This window comes from Sphingomonas pseudosanguinis (assembly GCF_014196255.1).
Classification (GTDB): Bacteria; Pseudomonadota; Alphaproteobacteria; order Sphingomonadales; family Sphingomonadaceae; genus Sphingomonas; species Sphingomonas pseudosanguinis.
In genome coordinates this window covers 44678-61939 of sequence record NZ_JACIDH010000004.1, presented here as the reverse complement: position 1 = coordinate 61939, position 17262 = coordinate 44678, and the positions used below count along the sequence as shown (strand labels likewise).

Genomic DNA, 17262 nt, shown 5'->3' with positions numbered 1-17262 from the left:
GACCCGATGAATCTCGACGAGATCCAGCAGATTTTCTTCCAGGAATGCGAAGAAGGCCTCGGCGCCCTGGAAAGCGCCTTCGCCGATCTGAAGCGTGGGCGGCATGATGACGAGACGATCAACACCGTCTTCCGCTCGGTCCACTCGATCAAGGGCGGCGCGGGTGCGTTCGGCCATGACCGGTTGCAGCATTTCTCGCACCATTACGAGACGGTGCTCGACCTGATCCGCAACGGCACGCTGCCGCTCAGCGAGCCGTTGATCGACCTGATCGTCGCGGCGTTCGACACGCTGACCGACCATGTCGCGGCCGCGCGCGGCGAAGGCGGCATGCCCGCCGACCAGGCGATGCTCGACCGTCTGGCCGCCGCCGCCGAGGGCAAGATCGAGGGCGGGGCCGAGGCCGCACCCGAGGTCGAGGCGGTCGCCGACACGCCCGCGCCCGCACCCGCCCCGATGGACGATTTCGACGCGCTGTTCGCGATGCTGGAGGAACCCGCCGCACCGGCGGCCGAGACCGCACCGGCCGAATGGATCGTGACCGTGCATCCCGGCCCGCGCGCCTTCGATCACGGGGCCGAGCCGATGCTGGCGCTGCGCGAATTGTCGCGCATGGGCGCCCGCACGCTGTCCGCCGATCTGTCCGACCTGCCGCTGCTCGACGGGCTGGACGCCGAACGCTCCTATATGGGCTTCACCCTGGCGCTGCCCGGCACGACCGACGAGGACGACATTCGCGCGGTCTTCGACTTCGCCGATCCGCAATGCCGCCTGACCGTCACGCGCGCGACCGAGGAGGTGGTTCCGGCCGCCCCCGCGCCCGAACCCGAAGCAGTCGAGCCCGCGCCGGCCGCCCCGCCGGTCGCCGCCCCCGCACCGGTCGCCACCGCGCCCGCCCCTCTGGCCGCCGTTCCCGCCGCGCCCGCGCCCGTCGAACCGGCCGCCCCGTCACTGGCCGAGGTGGCCAACAGCCCGCGCGTCGCCGCGGCCGCCGCGCAGACGATCCGCGTCGACCTCGACAAGCTCGACCGGCTGGTCAACCTGGTCGGCGAGCTGGTCATCACCCAGGCGATGCTGGCGCAGCGCCTGTCCGAGAACGAGATGGGCTCGATCCCCGAGCTGTCCGACCTCGACCACCTGACGCGCGAGCTTCAGGATTCGACGATGGCCATCCGCGCGCAGCCGATGAAGACCGTCTTCAGCCGCGTGCCGCGTATCATCCGCGAACTGGAGGTCGAGACCGGCAAGCGCGTCCGCCTGGAGGTCGAGGGCGAGATGACCGAGGTCGACAAGACCGTGGTCGAACGCATCGGCGAGCCGCTGACCCATCTGATCCGCAACGCCGTCGACCATGGCCTGGAAACCCCGGCCGATCGCAAGGCGGTGGGCAAGGACGGCGAGGGCGTCGTCACCCTGTCGGCCGCGCACCAGTCGGGGCGGATCGTCATCACGGTCGCCGATGACGGCCGCGGCATCGACCGCGCGCGCGTCAAGGCCAAGGCGATCGAGCGCGGCATCATCGCCCCCGACGCGCAGCTGTCGGAAGAAGAGATCGACAATCTGATCTTCGCCCCCGGCTTCTCGACCGCCGCCGTCGTCTCCAACATCTCGGGTCGCGGCGTCGGCATGGACGTGGTGCGCAAGAACATCCAGGCGCTGGGCGGCCGCATCGGCATCCAGTCCGAACTGGGCAAGGGGTCGAGCTTCTCGCTCAGTCTGCCGCTGACGCTGGCCGTGCTCGACGGCATGATCGTCACCGTCGGCGACCAGACCTTCGTCATCCCGCTGACCCATATCGTCGAGAGCTTGCGCCCCGGCATCGACGAGGTCCATTTCGTCGGCGGCCAGTCGCCGCTGCTCGACGTGCGCGGCACCTATGTCCCGGTCCACCGCGTCGGCGAACAGCTGGGCGTCGGCGGTGCCACCCGCAAGCCCGAGGACGCGGTGCTGATCGTGGTCGAGAGCGACCAGGGTCAGGCGGTGCTGATGGTCGACTCGATCCAGGACCAGCGTCAGGTCGTCGTGAAGAGCCTGGAAGCGAATTACCGCGCCATCCATGGCCTGGCCGGCGCGACCATCCTGGGCGATGGCCGCGTCGCCCTCATCCTCGACGTCGATGCGCTGATCGGCCGCTGGCGCCGTGACGGCCGCAGCGGCGGCGCCTTCATCGAAGACCTGGCCGCATGAACGCCCCCGCCGCCATCCCCCAGCGCGAGATGGAGTTCGCCTTCTCGGCGGCCGACCATCGCGCGATCGCCGAGATGATCTATGCCGAGTCGGGCATCCTGCTGCCCGACAACAAGGCCAAGCTGATCTATGGCCGGCTGGCGCGGCGGCTGCGGGCGTGCGGGCTGGAGAGTTTTCCCGACTATCTCGCGCTCATCGCCAATGACACGGAGGAACGCGCGCGCGCCGTCGATGCGCTGACCACCAACCACACCTTCTTCTTTCGCGAAAATCATCATTTCGAGCATTTTCGCGACGAACTCTGGCCCGGTTTCGCCGATCGCCTCGCCTCGGGCGGGCGGGTGCGCGTCTGGTCCGCCGCCTGTTCCAGCGGCGAGGAACCCTATTCGCTGATGATGACCATCCTGGGCACCGACACCCGCGCGGCGGCCAAGCTGGCGGGTCAGGATTTCAAGATACTGGCGACCGACCTGTCGCCCAGCGTCATCGCGGCCGCGCGCGCCGGCCGCTATCCGGTCGACACCACGCGCACCATGCCGCCGGCGATGCGACAGGCCTGGTGCCAGCCGGCGGGCGACATGGAGGAGCTGTCCCCAGCGCTACGCGCGCCGATCGCGTTCCGCGAACTCAACCTGTTGCGCAGCTGGCCGATGCGGCGGCCGTTCGACGTCATCTTCTGCCGCAATGTCATGATCTATTTCGACGAGCCCACCAAGGCTCAGTTGCTGGCCCGTTTCGCCGATCAGCTCGTGGCTGGCGGCATCCTCTACATTGGTCATGCCGAACGCATCCCGCCGGAAGTATCGGCGCGCTTTCACTGCATCGGTCGCACCGCTTTCCAGAAAGTTTCCTGATGGCCGTTCGTACCCTGATCGTCGACGATTCCCCGACCATGCGCGCGCTGATCGCGGGGATGCTGAGTCGCGATCCCGATATCGAAGTGGTCGGCGCCGCCAACGGCCCGCACCAGGCGCGCGAGATGATCAAGGCGCTCGATCCCGACGTCATCACGCTGGACGTCGAGATGCCCGACATGAACGGGCTGGATTTCCTCGAGCGGGTCATGCGCCTGCGCCCGATGCCGGTCGTCATGCTCTCGACACTGACCCAGGCGGGCGCGGACACGACGATCCGCGCGCTGGAGCTGGGCGCGGTCGAATGCTGCGCCAAGCCGGCGGCCAACTGCCTCGACCCGCGCCTGGCCGAAAGCGTCAAGGCGGCGGCGAGCAGCCGGCGCATCCGGGTACGCGACATGTCCGCACCGCCCGCGCCCGTGGCCGCCGCCAACTTCACGCCCCGCGCCGGCTCGCTGATCGCGATCGGCGCATCGACCGGCGGCGTCGAGGCGCTGATCCAGGTGCTCAGCGGCTTTCCGGCGAACTGCCCGCCGACCGTGATCGTCCAGCACATGCCCGCGACCTTCACGACCAGTTTCGCGGCAAGGCTCGACCGGCTGTCCAAGCCGACCGTGGCCGAGGCGCGTCACGGCCAGCCGCTGCTGCCCGGCCATGTCTATCTCGCGCCCGGCGGCACCCATCATCTGGAAGTCGGCGGCACCGAAGGCCAGTATCGCGCGCGGCTGATCCCCGACGATCCGATGAGCGGCCATCGCCCCTCGGTCGACCGGCTGTTCCACAGCGTGGCCAAGAATGTCGGCGACAAGGCGGTCGGCGCGATCCTGACCGGCATGGGCCGCGACGGCGCCGACGGCCTGCTGGCGATGCGGCGCAAGGGGTCCTTCACCGTCGGCCAGGACCAGGAAAGCTGCGTCGTCTATGGCATGCCCGGCGTCGCGCAGGAGGTGGGCGCGGTGACCAAGCAGCTGACGCTGACCCGCGTCGCGCCGGCGATCATCGAACGGTGTCGCGCATGACCCCGTCACCCGCCGGCATGGCGCGCAGCGATGGCTTGCGACGAATCAACATCATCCAGGGCGAGACGCGCGTGTCGCAGGAACGCGATGTCGTGCTGACGACCGTGCTCGGCAGCTGCATCTCCGCGTGCCTGTACGATCCGATCGCCGGGGTGGGCGGATTAAATCACTTTTTATTGGCCGAACCGGGCGCGGCGGAAACCGATCCTAAATCCATGCAGCGCTACGGTGTCTATGCGATGGAAGTCTTGATCAACGCCATGATGGCCCTGGGAGCCCAGCGACACAGCCTGAAAGCCAGGCTGTTCGGTGGCGCGACCATGCGCGACGGGTTCCGCGACATCGGCGGCGCCAATGCGCAGTTCGCGCGGCGTTTCCTGGCGGACGAGCGAATCGCGCTGGTCGGCGAGGATGTCGGCGGCGTCAGCGCGCGCCGCGTCGAATTCCGCCCCGCGCTGGGCCTCGCCCGGTGTCGCCACGTCACCGATACCGTGGCGCCGATGCCGCGGATCGCCCGCCCCGCCCCGCCGCCGCCGCCCGCCGCGACCGGCGACGTCGAATTTTTCTAATGTCTCTCGATCCTTCCAGGAAAGGCCAGTTCGTGTCCCAACTCATCATGACCGTGGACGATTCGCCCAGCATGCGAATGCTTCTGCGCGCCGCGCTCACCGATATGGGATATCGGGTGCTCGAGGCCGAAGACGGCGTCCATGCCCTCGATACGCTCGACGGCGTGACGGCCGATACCGTGCCCGACCTCGTCATCACCGACATCAACATGCCCCGCATGGACGGTTTCGGCCTGATCGAGGCGCTGCGCCGCCAGCCGGGTCATCGCAACCTGCCGATCCTGGTGCTGACCACCGAAAGCTCGGACGAGAAGAAGGCCCGCGCGCGCGAGGCCGGCGCGACCGGCTGGATCGTCAAGCCCTTCAACCCCGAAAAGCTGGCCGCGGCGATCCGCCGCGTGCTGCACTGATCCCATCCAGAGAGGAACCGACCATGTCGCGTCAGCTCATCACCTTCCAGCTCGGCGACCAGATCCTGGGCGTCGACATCATGGCCATCCGCGAAATCCGCGCCTGGTCGCCCGCGACCCCGCTGCCCAACGTGCCCGCGCATGTGCGCGGCGTCGTCAACCTGCGCGGCGTGGTCCTGCCGGTGCTCGACCTGCGCCACCGGCTGGGCTGGGGCGTGACCGACCCGAGCGCGCGCCACGTCATCATCGTGGTGCGGATCGGCGAGCAGCTGCAGGGCCTGATCGTCGATGCGGTCAACGACATCGTCACCATCCCGCCCGAATCGATGCAGCCGCTGCCCGACATGGGCGATGCGACCGCCGCTCATTATCTCGAAGGGCTGGCGACGATCGAACAGCGCCTCATCCTGATCCTGGCGCTCGATCGCCTGTCGGACAGCGTGGCGTTGACGGCGGAAGCCGCGTAACACCCTGTTTTTCAATACGTAACGGCGTATCCGTTGGAAGGTAAATGCGTAATGGCGGACGTTAAGGTTCTGGTCGTCGATGATTCGCTGACGATGCGGGTGCTCATTTCGGGCGCGCTCGAGCGGATCAAGGGCGTCACCGTGGTCGGCGCCGCCGACGGCGCGGCGGAAGCGCGCAAGATGGTCGAACAATATCGCCCCCAGGTGATGACGCTGGACGTCGAGATGCCGGGCATGAGCGGCCTCGAATATCTTGCCGAGATCATGGAGGAGCGGCCGATGCCGGTCATCATGTTCTCGACCAAGACCGCCGCCGGCGCCGCCGATTCGATCGAGGCGCTGCGCCTCGGCGCGATCGACTGCTTCCCCAAGCCCAAGGTCGCGGTCCAGGCCGAACTGGACGAGATCATCGGCAAGCTGGGCAAGCGGATCAAGGCCGCGCGCAACGCCGACCTGAAGAAGACGAGCGCCGCCAAGTCCAAGAAGGGCAGCCCCGCTACGCCGATCGACTGGAACGGCCGCCTGCTGGCGATCGGCGCCGACGCCGCCAACACCCAGTCGATGTTCGACCTGTTCGCGACCTTCCCCGCCAACTGCCCGCCGACCCTGGTCGTGCAGCAGATGTCGCCCGGCCTGCTGACCCCGATGATCGAGCAGCTGAAGGACCAGATCGCGCCCAAGGTGGTCGAGGCGACCGACGGCATGAAGGTAGAGCAGGGCACCATCTATTTCGCGCCGCAGGGCGAGAACCACATGGTCGTCGACACCTGGCCCAACGGCAGCCTGCGCCTGCTGGCGCGCGAGCCGGTGGCGGGCGAGCGTCCGTCGATCTCGCTGCTGTTCGCCTCGGTCGCCAAGGCGGCGGGCAGCAACGGCCTGGGCGTGTTGCTGGCGCTCGACGACGAGGACGGCTCGGCGGGCCTGCGCGCCATGCTGGCGGGTGGCGCCTATGCCATCGGCCGTTCGGAAACCGACTTCACCCTGATGAAGGGCGCGGTCACGCAGCCGGTCGCACGCGATGCGATTTCGGCCAATATCCTCAAGCTCTGCTCGAAATAAGCGCGAGGGGCCAGCGGGTGGGAAGGGAATTTGGCATGGATCAACAGCTTGCCCATGCGCTGGCCGACGAGCTGGTCGAACTGACCCGCTCGCTCGCCGACCTGGCCTATGACCTGGGCAGCGACAGCGACACGCTGCGCCGACACATGGTCAGCATCCAGTCGGTCGACCGGATCACCCAGGCGCAACTGGCGATCGCCGACATATTGCGCTCGGACGCGCCGGTCGCGGCGCGGATCGACGGGGTCACGCTGGAAACGCTGGCCGATCGCCTGCGCGAGCGGGTGGCCGGCAACGCCTGACCGCCGCCGTCCTTGGCGCAGGGTGGCAGGGATGAACCCACCCCGCTTCGGGGGATCGTTGCGAACTCTTCACACCGTCCCGACGCAGACCGGGATGGAACGTGAAGAGCGAGGAAACTCTGATTTCGCCCCCTCCCCTTCAGGGGAGGAGCTCGCATGAATTCGATACGATGTCGTCCTGGCCTGAGGCATAGGCCGATCAGCCGCGCGGGGTCGCCCGTGCGGCCTCGACCCGTTCGAGGAGTGGGCGCAGGCCGCCCAACCATTGACGCATCCCTTCGCGCGCCTCGTCGCTCATACTGAGCAACGCCAGGCGGCGGTCGGTGGGATGCGGCGCGCTGTGGAACAGGCCCATGCCGATCAGCATGTTGATCCAGCGCACCGCCGTGGTGCGCGGCACGCCCGAGGCGCGGTAGCAGGCGCTGGTTTCGACCTGCCGCCCCTCCTCCTCTTCCAGAAACACGAACAACAGCATGTCGAAGGCCGGGTCGGCGAAGAGCGACCGGTCGAAGAAGCGGCCTATCCCCTCCCGCGCGGAGCGGATGACATTGCCGATGTCCCCGGGCGTCAGCCGCGCCTCGCTCTCGGCCCGGACCAGGGTTTCGACTACATCCAGCTCATCGCGAATCCGCCGCAGCCGGTCATCGATCCCCGACGGATCGGACCCCGCCCCGTCCGTATAGCGATCGCTCACGAAATCCACGCTAGGCCCCTGATCATCCATTCCCCCGACAGTCGGACAGCCCTTCAACGCTTTGGCCGACGCTCCCTGACATCGCCGTGCCGCATGAAATCATAGGACATGTCCATCATAGTGTTCGAGACTATCGAAGTTTCATAACCGATTGAAACTAAATTCGTTTGCACCGATCCGGCTTTTTTGGACGGGATCGGATCAGAAAAACAGCTTGCGGATCGACAGCCGGACCGTGCGGCCCAGAGGATCGAGATAGCCCGGCTGATAGCCGATCGGCACGGTGCCGGTGGCGTCGGTCACCCGCTGGCGCTGGTTGAACAGATTGTCGACCGACAGGCTGATCCGTGTGCCGCGCAGCCAGGGACGCGTGCGGACCAAATCCAGCCGCTGCCCCAGATCGGCGAACAGCCGCAGGTCGATCGTCGCCAAGCTGCCGAACGCCAGCGGTTCGGGATTGGCGGGGGTGCCGCCATTGACGCGGGTGGCGCTGCGCCAGTTGCCCGACATACGCACGCCGATGCCATTATTGGTATAGCCCGCCTGCGCCTCCAGCTGATGCCGCGAGCTGCCGCCGCTCGCCCCGATCGCATCGCCGCGCAGCAGGTCGAGGACCGGGCCACCATCGGCGACCGTCACCCGGTCGGCCAGCGTCCAGCTGTGATAGAGCGCGAACTGTAACCGGCCGCCGCCGCGCCCGCCGCCAAAGCCGCCGCCCCGGAAGCCGCCACCGGCCCGCCCGCCACCCGGTCCGTTCGCCCCCGGCGCACCGCCCTGCCCGTCACCGCGCGGCCCATCGCCACGGGGGGCGTCACCGCCACGTCCTTCGCCGTCCCGCCCTTCGCCCCGAGGTCCATCGCCGCGTCGGCCGGGGAAGGTCATGCCCGCAAAGGGATTGGGGCCGGTCCCTGCACGATACGCCTCGATCTCCTTCTGGATCTTGGACTTGATCGGCTTGGAGAAGTTGAAGCCCCAGCGCAGCTGCTGCCGCTCGGTCCGCGCGAAATTGATCGGCCGCGAATCGACGCGCAGCAGATTGCCGGCGGCGTCGCGGGTGAAGCGATCGGGAAAGGCCGCCTCGATCGCGGCGGTCGGCGTCGGGAAGGACGCGATCGGATCGTCGGTGCCGATGCGGTAATAATTCGCGGTCAGGTTGATGTCGCGGTCGCGCCAGGGTTTCAGCGTCAGGCCCAGCTTCATGACATGGCGGTTGTCGGCGATCAGGTTCGGATTGCCGCCGGTGACGGCGGTGATCGTCGCGGTGGTGCCGCGCACATAGTCGAATAGGCGGACATTGGGGGTGGTGATCGTCGGATTGCCCAGCTGCTGCGCGCTCGGCGCATCCTCCTGATCGGTCCAGGAGGCGATGATCCGCACCCCCTCCAGCGGCGCCCAGTTGGCCCCGTAACCCACTGTGGTCAGCGTGCCGAAGTCCGACAGGCGATTGGCCGCGGCATTGAGGTTCAGCGACAGATTGCCGATCGCGCCCAGCACCGAGCGATCGCGATTGGCGATCGGCAGGTCGAGGTTGAGCTGGCCGTTGACGATGTCGCGCGACACTTCGCCGCTCTGTTCCTGTCCGAAGCGGAACGAACGGCTGGAAAAGTCGCTGGTCTGGCCGCCGAACTTGACGCTCGCCTGCGCATCGCCTGCCGGCAGTGCGAAGACGCGGCCGTTGAGCAGCGCATCGACCTGCGCGGTGGACGAGGTCGAGCGGGCGAAATTGCGCGGCGACAGGCCGATCGCCTCGATCGGGCCATAGGGATTGGCGGTCGGATCATTCGCGTTCAACCGCGCCTGGAACGCCGCCGTGTCGAGACCGGTATCGGTCGCCACCCGGCTTTCGGCGCGGTCATAGGCCCCCGTCACCGACCAGCGCCACTTGCTGCTGATCTGGCCGTTGAGCACCGTGCCGAAATGCGCGGTCAGCCCGGTATTGTCCTGGGTCAGCGGGCCATAGGCGTCGGTCAGCCGCGCAATGGTCGCGGTCGTGCCGAACGGCGAATAGGGATTGCCGACCGGCAGTTGCAGATTGGCGGACGGCAGGCCGTTCCAGCTGTTGCTCTGCGTCGCCTGCACCTCGGCGTTGAACGAGGCGGCGACATTGCCCAGGATGTTGCGCGCATAGACGATATTGGCGTCCCACTGACGCTGCGCATTCTGGAGCGTGCGATAGCGGGTGACGTCGGTGCCGTTGACCGGCGTGGCGGCCAGCGCCGACAGCGTCGGGACGCCCGCCAGCCCTGCGGGAAGGCCGACCACGCTGGGGTTCGAACCGGTCAGCGCGGCGAGGCCGGGGTCGGTGGTGACGATATTGCCGCCCAGCGCCGCATTGCTGGCGGGCGCGAGGATGTCGCGCTCCGCCTCGGTCAGGCGCGAGCTTTCCTGATAATCGGTATGGATGCTCAACCGCTTGTCGCGGCGGATGGTCAGCCAGTCGAGCCGCCCCTGCCCCATGGCCGAGCCGCCCTCGGTCGGCACCCGCGCGATCGCCTCGGTCGCCAGCGAGCGGAAACGCGGGCGCAGGACGAAGTTCACCACCTTCTGGTCGGCGCTATAGCCATATTTCAGCGCGACCTCCTCGGGCAGGATGTCGACGCGCAGGATCGCCTCGGTCGGCAGGTCGCGGATTTCCTGGAAGCCCGCGATGCGCCGGCCGTTGAGCAGGACGACGGGCGATCCACCGCGCCCGCTGGTCGTCTGCGGCGCGAGTTCGGTCAGCAGGTCGGCGACGCTCGACACGCCGTAGGAGCGGATGTCGGCGGGGCTGAGCTGTTGCTCGGGCGGGATGTCGCCGGGCACGGTGCCGGGCTGCCGCCGCGCGGTGACGACGACATCGCCCTCTTCTGCGCCCTCCTCCTCTTCCGGCTCGGCCTGCGCGGCGGGCGGGGTGCGGGCCGGCGTCGTCTGCGCCGTGGCGGGGGCAGCGGTAACGGTCGTCGTGATGGCCGGCGGTTCGGGTGCCGCGGCGGGTGGTTCCGACGGGGCAGCGGGGGCCGGGGCCACCTGCGCCTGTGCGATCGCCGGCATCGCACTCGCCAGCATCAAGCTCGCCCACAGCCGCATGTCCGTCCCTTTACCTGAAATCGAGGCTCCGGGCGTTAGGACGCAATTGTCGCACAAATGTGCCGCGTATTCGTAACAAATGTCGCGGTTCGGGAGGCAGCACTTCCTCCCCCACAGGGGGAGGGGGACGATGCGAAGCATGGTGGGGGGGTGTCACCGCCAGCGATCGTCCCGGCCATCAGCCGGGACACCCCTCCGTCAGGCCTCCGGTCACCTCCCCTTGCAGGGGAGGATAGAGGTTCAGCCCGCGAACGCCTTTTCGATCACATAGGCGCCCGGCTGCGCATTCGAGCCTTCGGGGAAGCCCATCTCCTCGAACTTGGCGCCCAGCGACTTGATCATCTCCATGCTGCCGCACATCATAATCCGGTCGGTTTCCGGGTTGAAGCCGTGCTGGCTGGGCAGCCCTGCGAACAACCGGCCATCCTCGATCAACGCGTCGATGCGGCCCGTGGTATGGAACGGCTCGCGCGTGACGGTCGGGACATAGTGGAACTTCTCCTGCGCCACATCGCCGACCAGGGGATCGTCGGCCAGCTTGCCCGCCAGCTCGTCGTGGAAGGCCAGGTCGCTGACCCGGCGGACCGAGTGGACGATCACCACCTCGTCGAACATGTCGTAGATGTCCGGGTCGCGCGCGACCGACAGGAAGGGCGCGAGGCCGGTGCCGGTCGACAGCATGAACAGCCGCTTGCCAGGCAGCAGCGCGTCGGCGACCAGCGTGCCGGTGGGCTTGCGGCCCAGATAGATGTTGTCGCCCGGCTGCACCTTTTGCAGCTTGCTGGTCAGCGGGCCGTCCTCGACCTTGATCGACAGGAAGTCGAGCTTCTCGTCATAGGACGGGCTGGCCACCGAATAGGCGCGCAGCAGCGGCTTGCCGTTGTCGCCCTGCAGCCCGATCATCACGAACTCGCCCGAGCGGAAGCGGAAGCTGTCGGGGCGCGACACCGAGAAGGAGAAGAGATGCTCGTTCCAGTGATGGACGCTCTGAACCGTCTCGACGCTCAGCGCCGTGGTCGGGGTCAGTTCGGGCAGGGCAGTATCGGTCGACAAACCTCAAAACTCCTTTGCGCCCCCACCCGCCGAGCGTCCGGCGAAGGGGGCGAATACGTCATATGCGAGTGAATCGGATGCGCCCTTACCAAGAATAGCGCAGGCTGCCTACAAAGGTCCGCGATGCCCCGTAATAGCAGCCATTGTTGAAGAAACAGCTGGTGATGTGGCGCTTGTCGAACAGATTGGCGATGTTCGCGGTGAAGCTCAGCCCCTCCATCGCCGGGCTGACCCGGCCGAGATCATAGCCCAGCATCAGGTCGGCCAGCCAGTAATCGGGCGACTGGAAACGACGCACGACGGTGCGTCCCGAGGCCATGGTCGTCGCGGTCCCATCCGATTCGCCGACATAGCGCACCCCGGCGCCCAGGCTCAGGCCGCCCAGCGCGCTGCCGACGCCAGCCTTGCCCAGATCATAGGACAGGAAGCTCGACGCGCTCCACTGCGGCACGCCCAAGGGCCGCGTGCCGGTGACGCCGCTCATCTGGTCGCCGGTGCCGACCACGGGCGTCCCCTGCCGGACATAGGGGTCGTTATAGGTGGCGGCGACGATCACGTCGAAGCCGGGCGCTACCGTGCCGCGCCCGTCCAGCTCGATCCCGCGCACCGAAACCTCGCCGATCTGCACCTGCGAATTGCTGGGGATATTGCCCGTGCCCGCGCGCGGATCGGCGACCGGCACGTTGCGGCGGCGCAGGTCGAAGGCCGACAGGGTGAACAGCGCGGTCGTCCCGCGCGGCTGGTATTTCAGCCCCGCCTCATATTGGCGACCCGTGACGGGGATGAAGTTCGTGCCGTCCCAGGTGCTGCCCGCCTGCGGCTCGAAACTCTCCGAATAGCTGACGAAGGGGGCCAGGCCGACCTTGGTCTCGTACAGCGCGCCCAGACGGGTGGTGAAGGCGTTCTGGCTGAGCCGCGTCACGCGGTTCGTGACGCGATTCTGCGTCGTCTGGCCATAGCTGTCCCACCGCCCGCTGGCGATCAGCTGCAATCCGCCGATCGCGATCTGATCCTGAAGATACAGGCCGACCTGATCGCGCTTGGTGTAATTGTGCGTCTGGTTGACCGGGAAGGTCGGCAGCGGCACGCCATAGACGGGCGCGAACAGGTTCAGATCGGGGATGTTGAACACCGGATTGGCATTCTGCCCGGTGTAGAAGGCCTGGTAATTCTCGCCGCGATTATGCTGCCAGTCGACGCCGGCCAGGATGGTGTGCGCGACCGGGCCGGTGTCCAGCTTGCCGACCAGATGATTGTCGACGGTGAAGGTCTGGAACGCCTCGTCCGAACCGCCGCCGCCGCGCTGTAGCGTCGAGAAGTCGCTGTTCGCATTGGTGCCCGTCCCGCGCGTCACATAGCCCGAGCCATAGATTTGCCGATAATGCAGGTCGATCGCCAGATAGCGGGCATTGGTGGTCCAGCTCAGCCGGTCGTTCAGATCGTGGCGGAACAGGATCGTCGCCGATTTCTGGGTCCGGTCGAACGCCTCATAGGACGGCTCGGACGTGTTGAAATCGACGGGCAGCACGCCGAACGGATTGGGCAGCGCCGAGCCATAGACGGGCACGCCGCTATAGGAGGCCGATTCGGGATCACGCTGATAGTTCAGGATCAGCGTCACGCTGGTCGCGCCATCGGGGGCGAAGCGCAGCATCGGGCGGGCGTAATAGCGGCGATTGGCGGTCCGCTGGATGAAGCCATCCGACTCCTCGGCGCCCGCGATCATCCGGAACAGCCAGCGATTGTCCGCATCCAGCGGCTGGTTCACGTCGATCGACGAGCGGAGCAGCGCGAAATTGCCACCCGCGAGCTCGATGCGCCCGCCCTCGCCGGCATAGGGCAGCTTGCTGGTCAGGTTGATCAGGCCGCCAGGCGTACCCGAACCATAGGTGACGCCCGCCGGCCCCTTCACCACATCGACCGATTCGACAAGGTGGAAGTCGATCTGCGGGCTGGAATAGACGCCGCCGAGCAGCCGCATCCCGTCCATGAAGATGCCCGGCTGGAACCCGCGCAGGAATAGCTGGTCATAGCGGGTGGCGACATTGCCGCGCTGGTTGGGCGCGACGCCCGCGACATAGCCGAGCGCCTGGTTGATCGACAGCGCGTTGCGCCGGGTCAGCTCCTCCTGATCGATCGCGATGATCGTCTGCGGCGTGGCGATCAGCGGAATGTCGGTCTTGGTCCCCGACACCGCGCTCTTCTTCGCGCGTTCCCCCTCGACCACGATCTCCTCGTTGCGCAGCCGCTGGGGATCGTCGTCATTCCCGGCCGCCGAACCATCTGCCGACCCATCCGTCGGCAGGCCCAGAGCGAGGGTCGGCGAGGCCCATCCCAGCACGGCCCCCGTGACACAGGCCGCCAGCAGCATTGCGCGAAACCCCCGCATGTTTTTCCCTAACCTTGCTATTGATAGTGACTCTCAAATGCTGCTAAAGCGAGGCCGTCACGATGACAAGGGGAAAGACCAGGTGGCGCAAAGCCGGGCCATCACTGCCGCTGCAACGCCCCGCTGGCGCGGTCCGCTGGCCATGGCGTGGCGCTGGCTGACCGCGATCGTCGGCGGCTATGCCTTCGCGGTGGCGACGGCGATGCTGGCCGCGCGACTGCTCCCCGTGTCGGACGCGCTCACCCGGGTCGAGGCGACCGGATGGCCGATGATCCTGTCCTTCCTGGTCTATGCGTCGATGGGCCTGTGGGCGCTGCACGACATCCGGCTCGGCCGGGTCAGCGCGGTCATCTGGGGCGGCGCGATCGTCATGGCGGGGCTGCTCTGGTCGCTGGGCGTGCGCGCATGAGCGGCGTCGCGGCACCCGAACAGCGCGCGCTGCGCCAGACCATGGCCTGGGCGCATGGCTGGCTGGGGCTGATCGCCGGGTGGATTCTCTTCACCATGTTCCTGACCGGCACCTCGGCCTATTTCCGGCCCGAGATCACCCAGTGGATGCAGCCCGAGATCCATGCCGCAAGGACGTCGCCGGCACAGGCGGCGGCCTCGGCGGTACGTTATCTGACGCGCACCGGCGCGGACGACCTGCAATGGTATATCTATCTGCCCGAGGAACGGACGGTCGCCACCCGCGTCTTCCGCATCCCCGCCAAGCCCGACCCCAAGGCACGCGGCGGCGAGTTGCAGCTCGACCCCGTCAGCGGCGCGCCCCTGTCCGCGCGCGCGACGCGCGGGGGCGAGCATTTCTATCGCTTCCACTTCCAGCTGCAATTGCCGCACCCCTGGGGCCGCTGGCTGGCCGGGCTATGCGCGATGGCGATGCTGGGCGCGATCATTTCGGGCGTGATCACCCATAAGCGCATCTTCGCCGACTTCTTCACGCTGCGCTGGAACAAGGGACAGCGCAGCTGGCTCGACGCGCACAATGTCTCGGCGGTGCTCGGCCTGCCCTATCATGCAATGATCACCTATACCGGGCTGATCACGCTGGTGACCATGTACATGCCCTGGCCGGCGATGATGAACTACGCCAAGCCCGCCCAGTTCCTGCAGGCCGCCTATGACACGCCCGCCGATGTGCCCGCCAGCGGCACGCGGCAGCCGCTGGTCGCGATCGCACCGCTGGTCCGCGACGCCGAGCGGCGGCTGGGCGGCCCCGCCACCCGCGTCATCATCCAGAATCCGGGCGACGCCGCCGCACGCGTCTCCATCGCGCTCGCCAAGCACGGCGCGATCAGTTCGCGCACCCCCGCCATCGTCTATGAAGGCGCGACCGGCCGCTTCGTCAGCCAGAGCGGCGACCCCGCCTCGGCGATCGAGACGGCGGGCGTGATGCTGGGCCTGCATCTGGCGTCGTTCGCGGGCACCGGGCTGCGCTGGGCCTATTTCGTCATGGGCCTGACCGGCGCGGCGATGGTCGGCACCGGCCTGCTGCTTTGGACCGCCAAGCGGCGCAAGCCGGGGGCGGCGCCGTTCTTCGGGCTGCGCCTGGCCGAGCGGTTGAACATCGCGGTGATCGCCGCCTTCCCCAGCGGCATGGCGGCCTATCTGCTCGCCAACCGCCTGATCCCCGCCGACCTGGGCGGCCGCGCGGAGGCGGAGGTGTCGGCGATGTTCTGGACCTGGGGGTTGCTCGCACTCGTCCAGCTCGGCCTGCCCGCCCGACGTGCCTGGACCAGCCTGTTCGCCATCGCCGCCATCAGCTGGACCGCGATTCCGGTGGTCAACGCGCTGACCACCTCGCGCTGGCTGATCCCCTCGCTGCTCGATGGCGATCACCTGTTCCTCGCCTTCGATCTCGCCTGCCTGGCGATCGGCATCGGCTTTGCCGCCGCCGCCTGGCTATCCGCCCGCCCCGCGCCGCGCGCACCCAACCGCATCCGCCGTTTTTCGGAGCCTGCCCATGCTTGATACGATCGTCCTGTGCTTCATCGGCTTCTGGCTGCTCGCCGCCGGCTCCTATCGCCATGCGCGCGAGGCCGGGACGCTGCACGATGCGCGGTTGCGCGGCGGGTTGAAGCTGCTGGGCGGCGCGGTGCTGCTGCTGGCGCTGTCGGGCTGCGGCACGGCGGTCACCGGCGAGCGGATCGTGCGGCTGGCCGGCGCGGCGTCGATCGCGGGTGTCGCGCTGAACCTGATCCTGTCGGTGCGCGCTGCGGCCGCCTTCGCCCCCTTGCGCGCGGTCAACCGGCTTGCGGGTCGAACACGGACCAGCCGGTCCGCTGCACCAGCCGTTCGAGCGCCAGCGTACCAAGCTGCGAATTCCCGCGCGCGTTGAGCCCCGGCGACCACACGGCGATCGAGGCCCGGCCGGGCACGATCGCCAGGATGCCGCCCCCCACCCCCGACTTGCCCGGCAGGCCGACGCGAAAGGCGAACTCGCCCGATCCGTCATAATGGCCGCAGCTCATCATCAGCGCGTTGATCCGCCGCGCCCGCTGCGGTGACACGACCGAGCGCCCCGGCCCCGGATTGACCCCACGCGCCATCAGATAGCGTCCCGCCAGCGCCAGTTGCCGACAGCTCATCGCCAGCGCGCAAAAGTGGAAATAGACGCCCAGCACCCGCTCGACCGGGTGATGCAGATTGCCGAAGGCGCGCATATAATGCGCCAGCGCCTGGTTGCGGTGCCCGGTCTCCATCTCGTCATGCGCGACCGCGGCGTCGATGCGGATGTCCTCCTCACCGGCCAGCGCGCGCACGAAGCGCAGCATCTCGCCGATCGCCTCGCGCGGCTCATGGCTGCCAAGGAGGACATCGGCGACGACGATTGCGCCGGCGTTGATGAAGGGATTGCGCGGGATGCCGTGTTCGGTCTCCAGCTGAACGATCGAGTTGAATGCGGTACCCGATGGCTCGCGCCCCACCCGCCGCCAGAGCTGGTCGCCGACCGCGCCCAGTGCCAGCGTCAGCGCGAAGACCTTGGAAATACTCTGGATCGAAAAGGCCCTGTCGGCATCGCCGGCCAGATGACAATTGCCGTCCGCCTCGACGATCGCCATCCCGAAATGCGCCGGATCGACCCCGGCGAGCGCGGGGATATAGTCGGCGGGGGTCCCCCGGTCGGGCGCGTCCGCCATTTCGGCGGCGATGTCGGCGACGATGGCGGACAGGTCCATGGCCCCGTGGTGCC

The 17262-nt window shown here is 67.9% G+C and carries 16 protein-coding genes; 11 read left to right on the top strand and 5 right to left on the bottom strand.

The window, feature by feature from the left end; all coding sequences use genetic code 11:
- Nucleotides 1-6 precede the first annotated feature (6 nt).
- From GGR48_RS07210 to GGR48_RS07175, 8 genes are read left to right on the top strand one after another with little or no spacing between them, the layout of a single operon-like run.
- Nucleotides 7-2187 (top strand): chemotaxis protein CheA, encoded by a 2181-nt coding sequence (locus GGR48_RS07210; RefSeq protein WP_183951247.1) that lies wholly within the window; start codon nucleotides 7-9, stop codon nucleotides 2185-2187.
- Nucleotides 2184-3041, top strand: coding sequence for a CheR family methyltransferase (locus GGR48_RS07205; RefSeq protein ID WP_183951245.1), 858 nt, complete (start codon nucleotides 2184-2186; stop codon nucleotides 3039-3041). Before GGR48_RS07210 ends, GGR48_RS07205 begins: the two co-directional genes overlap by 4 nt.
- Nucleotides 3041-4060 carry a protein-glutamate methylesterase/protein-glutamine glutaminase gene (locus GGR48_RS07200; RefSeq protein ID WP_183951243.1) on the top strand — a complete coding sequence of 340 codons (1020 nt, stop codon included), beginning with the start codon at nucleotides 3041-3043 and terminating at the stop codon, nucleotides 4058-4060. The genes GGR48_RS07205 and GGR48_RS07200 overlap by 1 nt, the downstream gene beginning before the upstream one ends.
- Nucleotides 4057-4629 carry a chemotaxis protein CheD gene (locus tag GGR48_RS07195; protein ID WP_183951241.1) on the top strand — a complete coding sequence of 191 codons (573 nt, stop codon included), beginning with the start codon at nucleotides 4057-4059 and terminating at the stop codon, nucleotides 4627-4629. The genes GGR48_RS07200 and GGR48_RS07195 overlap by 4 nt, the downstream gene beginning before the upstream one ends.
- A gap of 32 nt (nucleotides 4630-4661) precedes the next feature.
- A complete protein-coding gene (locus tag GGR48_RS07190; RefSeq protein WP_183951239.1) occupies nucleotides 4662-5039 on the top strand; it encodes a response regulator in 378 nt (125 codons plus the stop codon).
- A gap of 23 nt (nucleotides 5040-5062) precedes the next feature.
- Nucleotides 5063-5506: a chemotaxis protein CheW gene (locus GGR48_RS07185; RefSeq protein ID WP_183951237.1), complete on the top strand. Its 444-nt coding sequence runs from the start codon at nucleotides 5063-5065 to the stop codon at nucleotides 5504-5506.
- 51 nt (nucleotides 5507-5557) lie between these two features.
- Complete coding sequence (locus tag GGR48_RS07180; protein ID WP_183951236.1) at nucleotides 5558-6565, top strand: chemotaxis protein CheB; 1008 nt, start codon at nucleotides 5558-5560, stop codon at nucleotides 6563-6565.
- Nucleotides 6566-6600: 35 nt separating this feature from the next.
- Nucleotides 6601-6867 (top strand): hypothetical protein, encoded by a 267-nt coding sequence (locus tag GGR48_RS07175; protein WP_183951234.1) that lies wholly within the window; start codon nucleotides 6601-6603, stop codon nucleotides 6865-6867.
- A gap of 199 nt (nucleotides 6868-7066) precedes the next feature.
- On the opposite strand, the gene GGR48_RS07170 is transcribed toward GGR48_RS07175, so the two are convergent.
- The 4 genes from GGR48_RS07170 to GGR48_RS07155 form a co-directional block, all read right to left on the bottom strand.
- Nucleotides 7067-7570, bottom strand: a complete 504-nt coding sequence (locus tag GGR48_RS07170; RefSeq protein WP_183951232.1) for a helix-turn-helix domain-containing protein — start codon at nucleotides 7568-7570, stop codon at nucleotides 7067-7069.
- 192 nt (nucleotides 7571-7762) lie between these two features.
- Entirely contained in the window at nucleotides 7763-10627 is a 2865-nt protein-coding gene (locus tag GGR48_RS07165) for a porin family protein (protein ID WP_183951230.1), read from the bottom strand.
- 240 nt (nucleotides 10628-10867) lie between these two features.
- Nucleotides 10868-11680 carry a ferredoxin--NADP reductase gene (locus GGR48_RS07160; RefSeq protein WP_183951228.1) on the bottom strand — a complete coding sequence of 271 codons (813 nt, stop codon included), beginning with the start codon at nucleotides 11678-11680 and terminating at the stop codon, nucleotides 10868-10870.
- An 85-nt stretch (nucleotides 11681-11765) separates the two neighbouring features.
- Nucleotides 11766-14069 (bottom strand): TonB-dependent siderophore receptor, encoded by a 2304-nt coding sequence (locus GGR48_RS07155; RefSeq protein ID WP_183951226.1) that lies wholly within the window; start codon nucleotides 14067-14069, stop codon nucleotides 11766-11768.
- A 37-nt stretch (nucleotides 14070-14106) separates the two neighbouring features.
- Between GGR48_RS07155 and GGR48_RS07150 the strand changes: the two genes are divergently transcribed.
- The 3 genes from GGR48_RS07150 to GGR48_RS07140 are packed head-to-tail and all read left to right on the top strand — an operon-like array spanning nucleotide 14107 to nucleotide 16407.
- On the top strand, nucleotides 14107-14478 hold the full coding sequence (locus tag GGR48_RS07150; RefSeq protein WP_206362512.1) for a hypothetical protein: 372 nt from the start codon (nucleotides 14107-14109) through the stop codon (nucleotides 14476-14478).
- Complete coding sequence (locus GGR48_RS07145; protein ID WP_183951222.1) at nucleotides 14475-16040, top strand: PepSY-associated TM helix domain-containing protein; 1566 nt, start codon at nucleotides 14475-14477, stop codon at nucleotides 16038-16040. Before GGR48_RS07150 ends, GGR48_RS07145 begins: the two co-directional genes overlap by 4 nt.
- Nucleotides 16033-16407 (top strand): hypothetical protein, encoded by a 375-nt coding sequence (locus tag GGR48_RS07140; protein WP_183951220.1) that lies wholly within the window; start codon nucleotides 16033-16035, stop codon nucleotides 16405-16407. The genes GGR48_RS07145 and GGR48_RS07140 overlap by 8 nt, the downstream gene beginning before the upstream one ends.
- Here the strand turns inward: GGR48_RS07140 and GGR48_RS07135 are convergent.
- Nucleotides 16313-17248: a glutaminase gene (locus GGR48_RS07135; RefSeq protein ID WP_183951218.1), complete on the bottom strand. Its 936-nt coding sequence runs from the start codon at nucleotides 17246-17248 to the stop codon at nucleotides 16313-16315. The two genes, GGR48_RS07140 and GGR48_RS07135, sit on opposite strands and share 95 nt — an antisense overlap.
- Nucleotides 17249-17262: the final 14 nt, after the last annotated feature.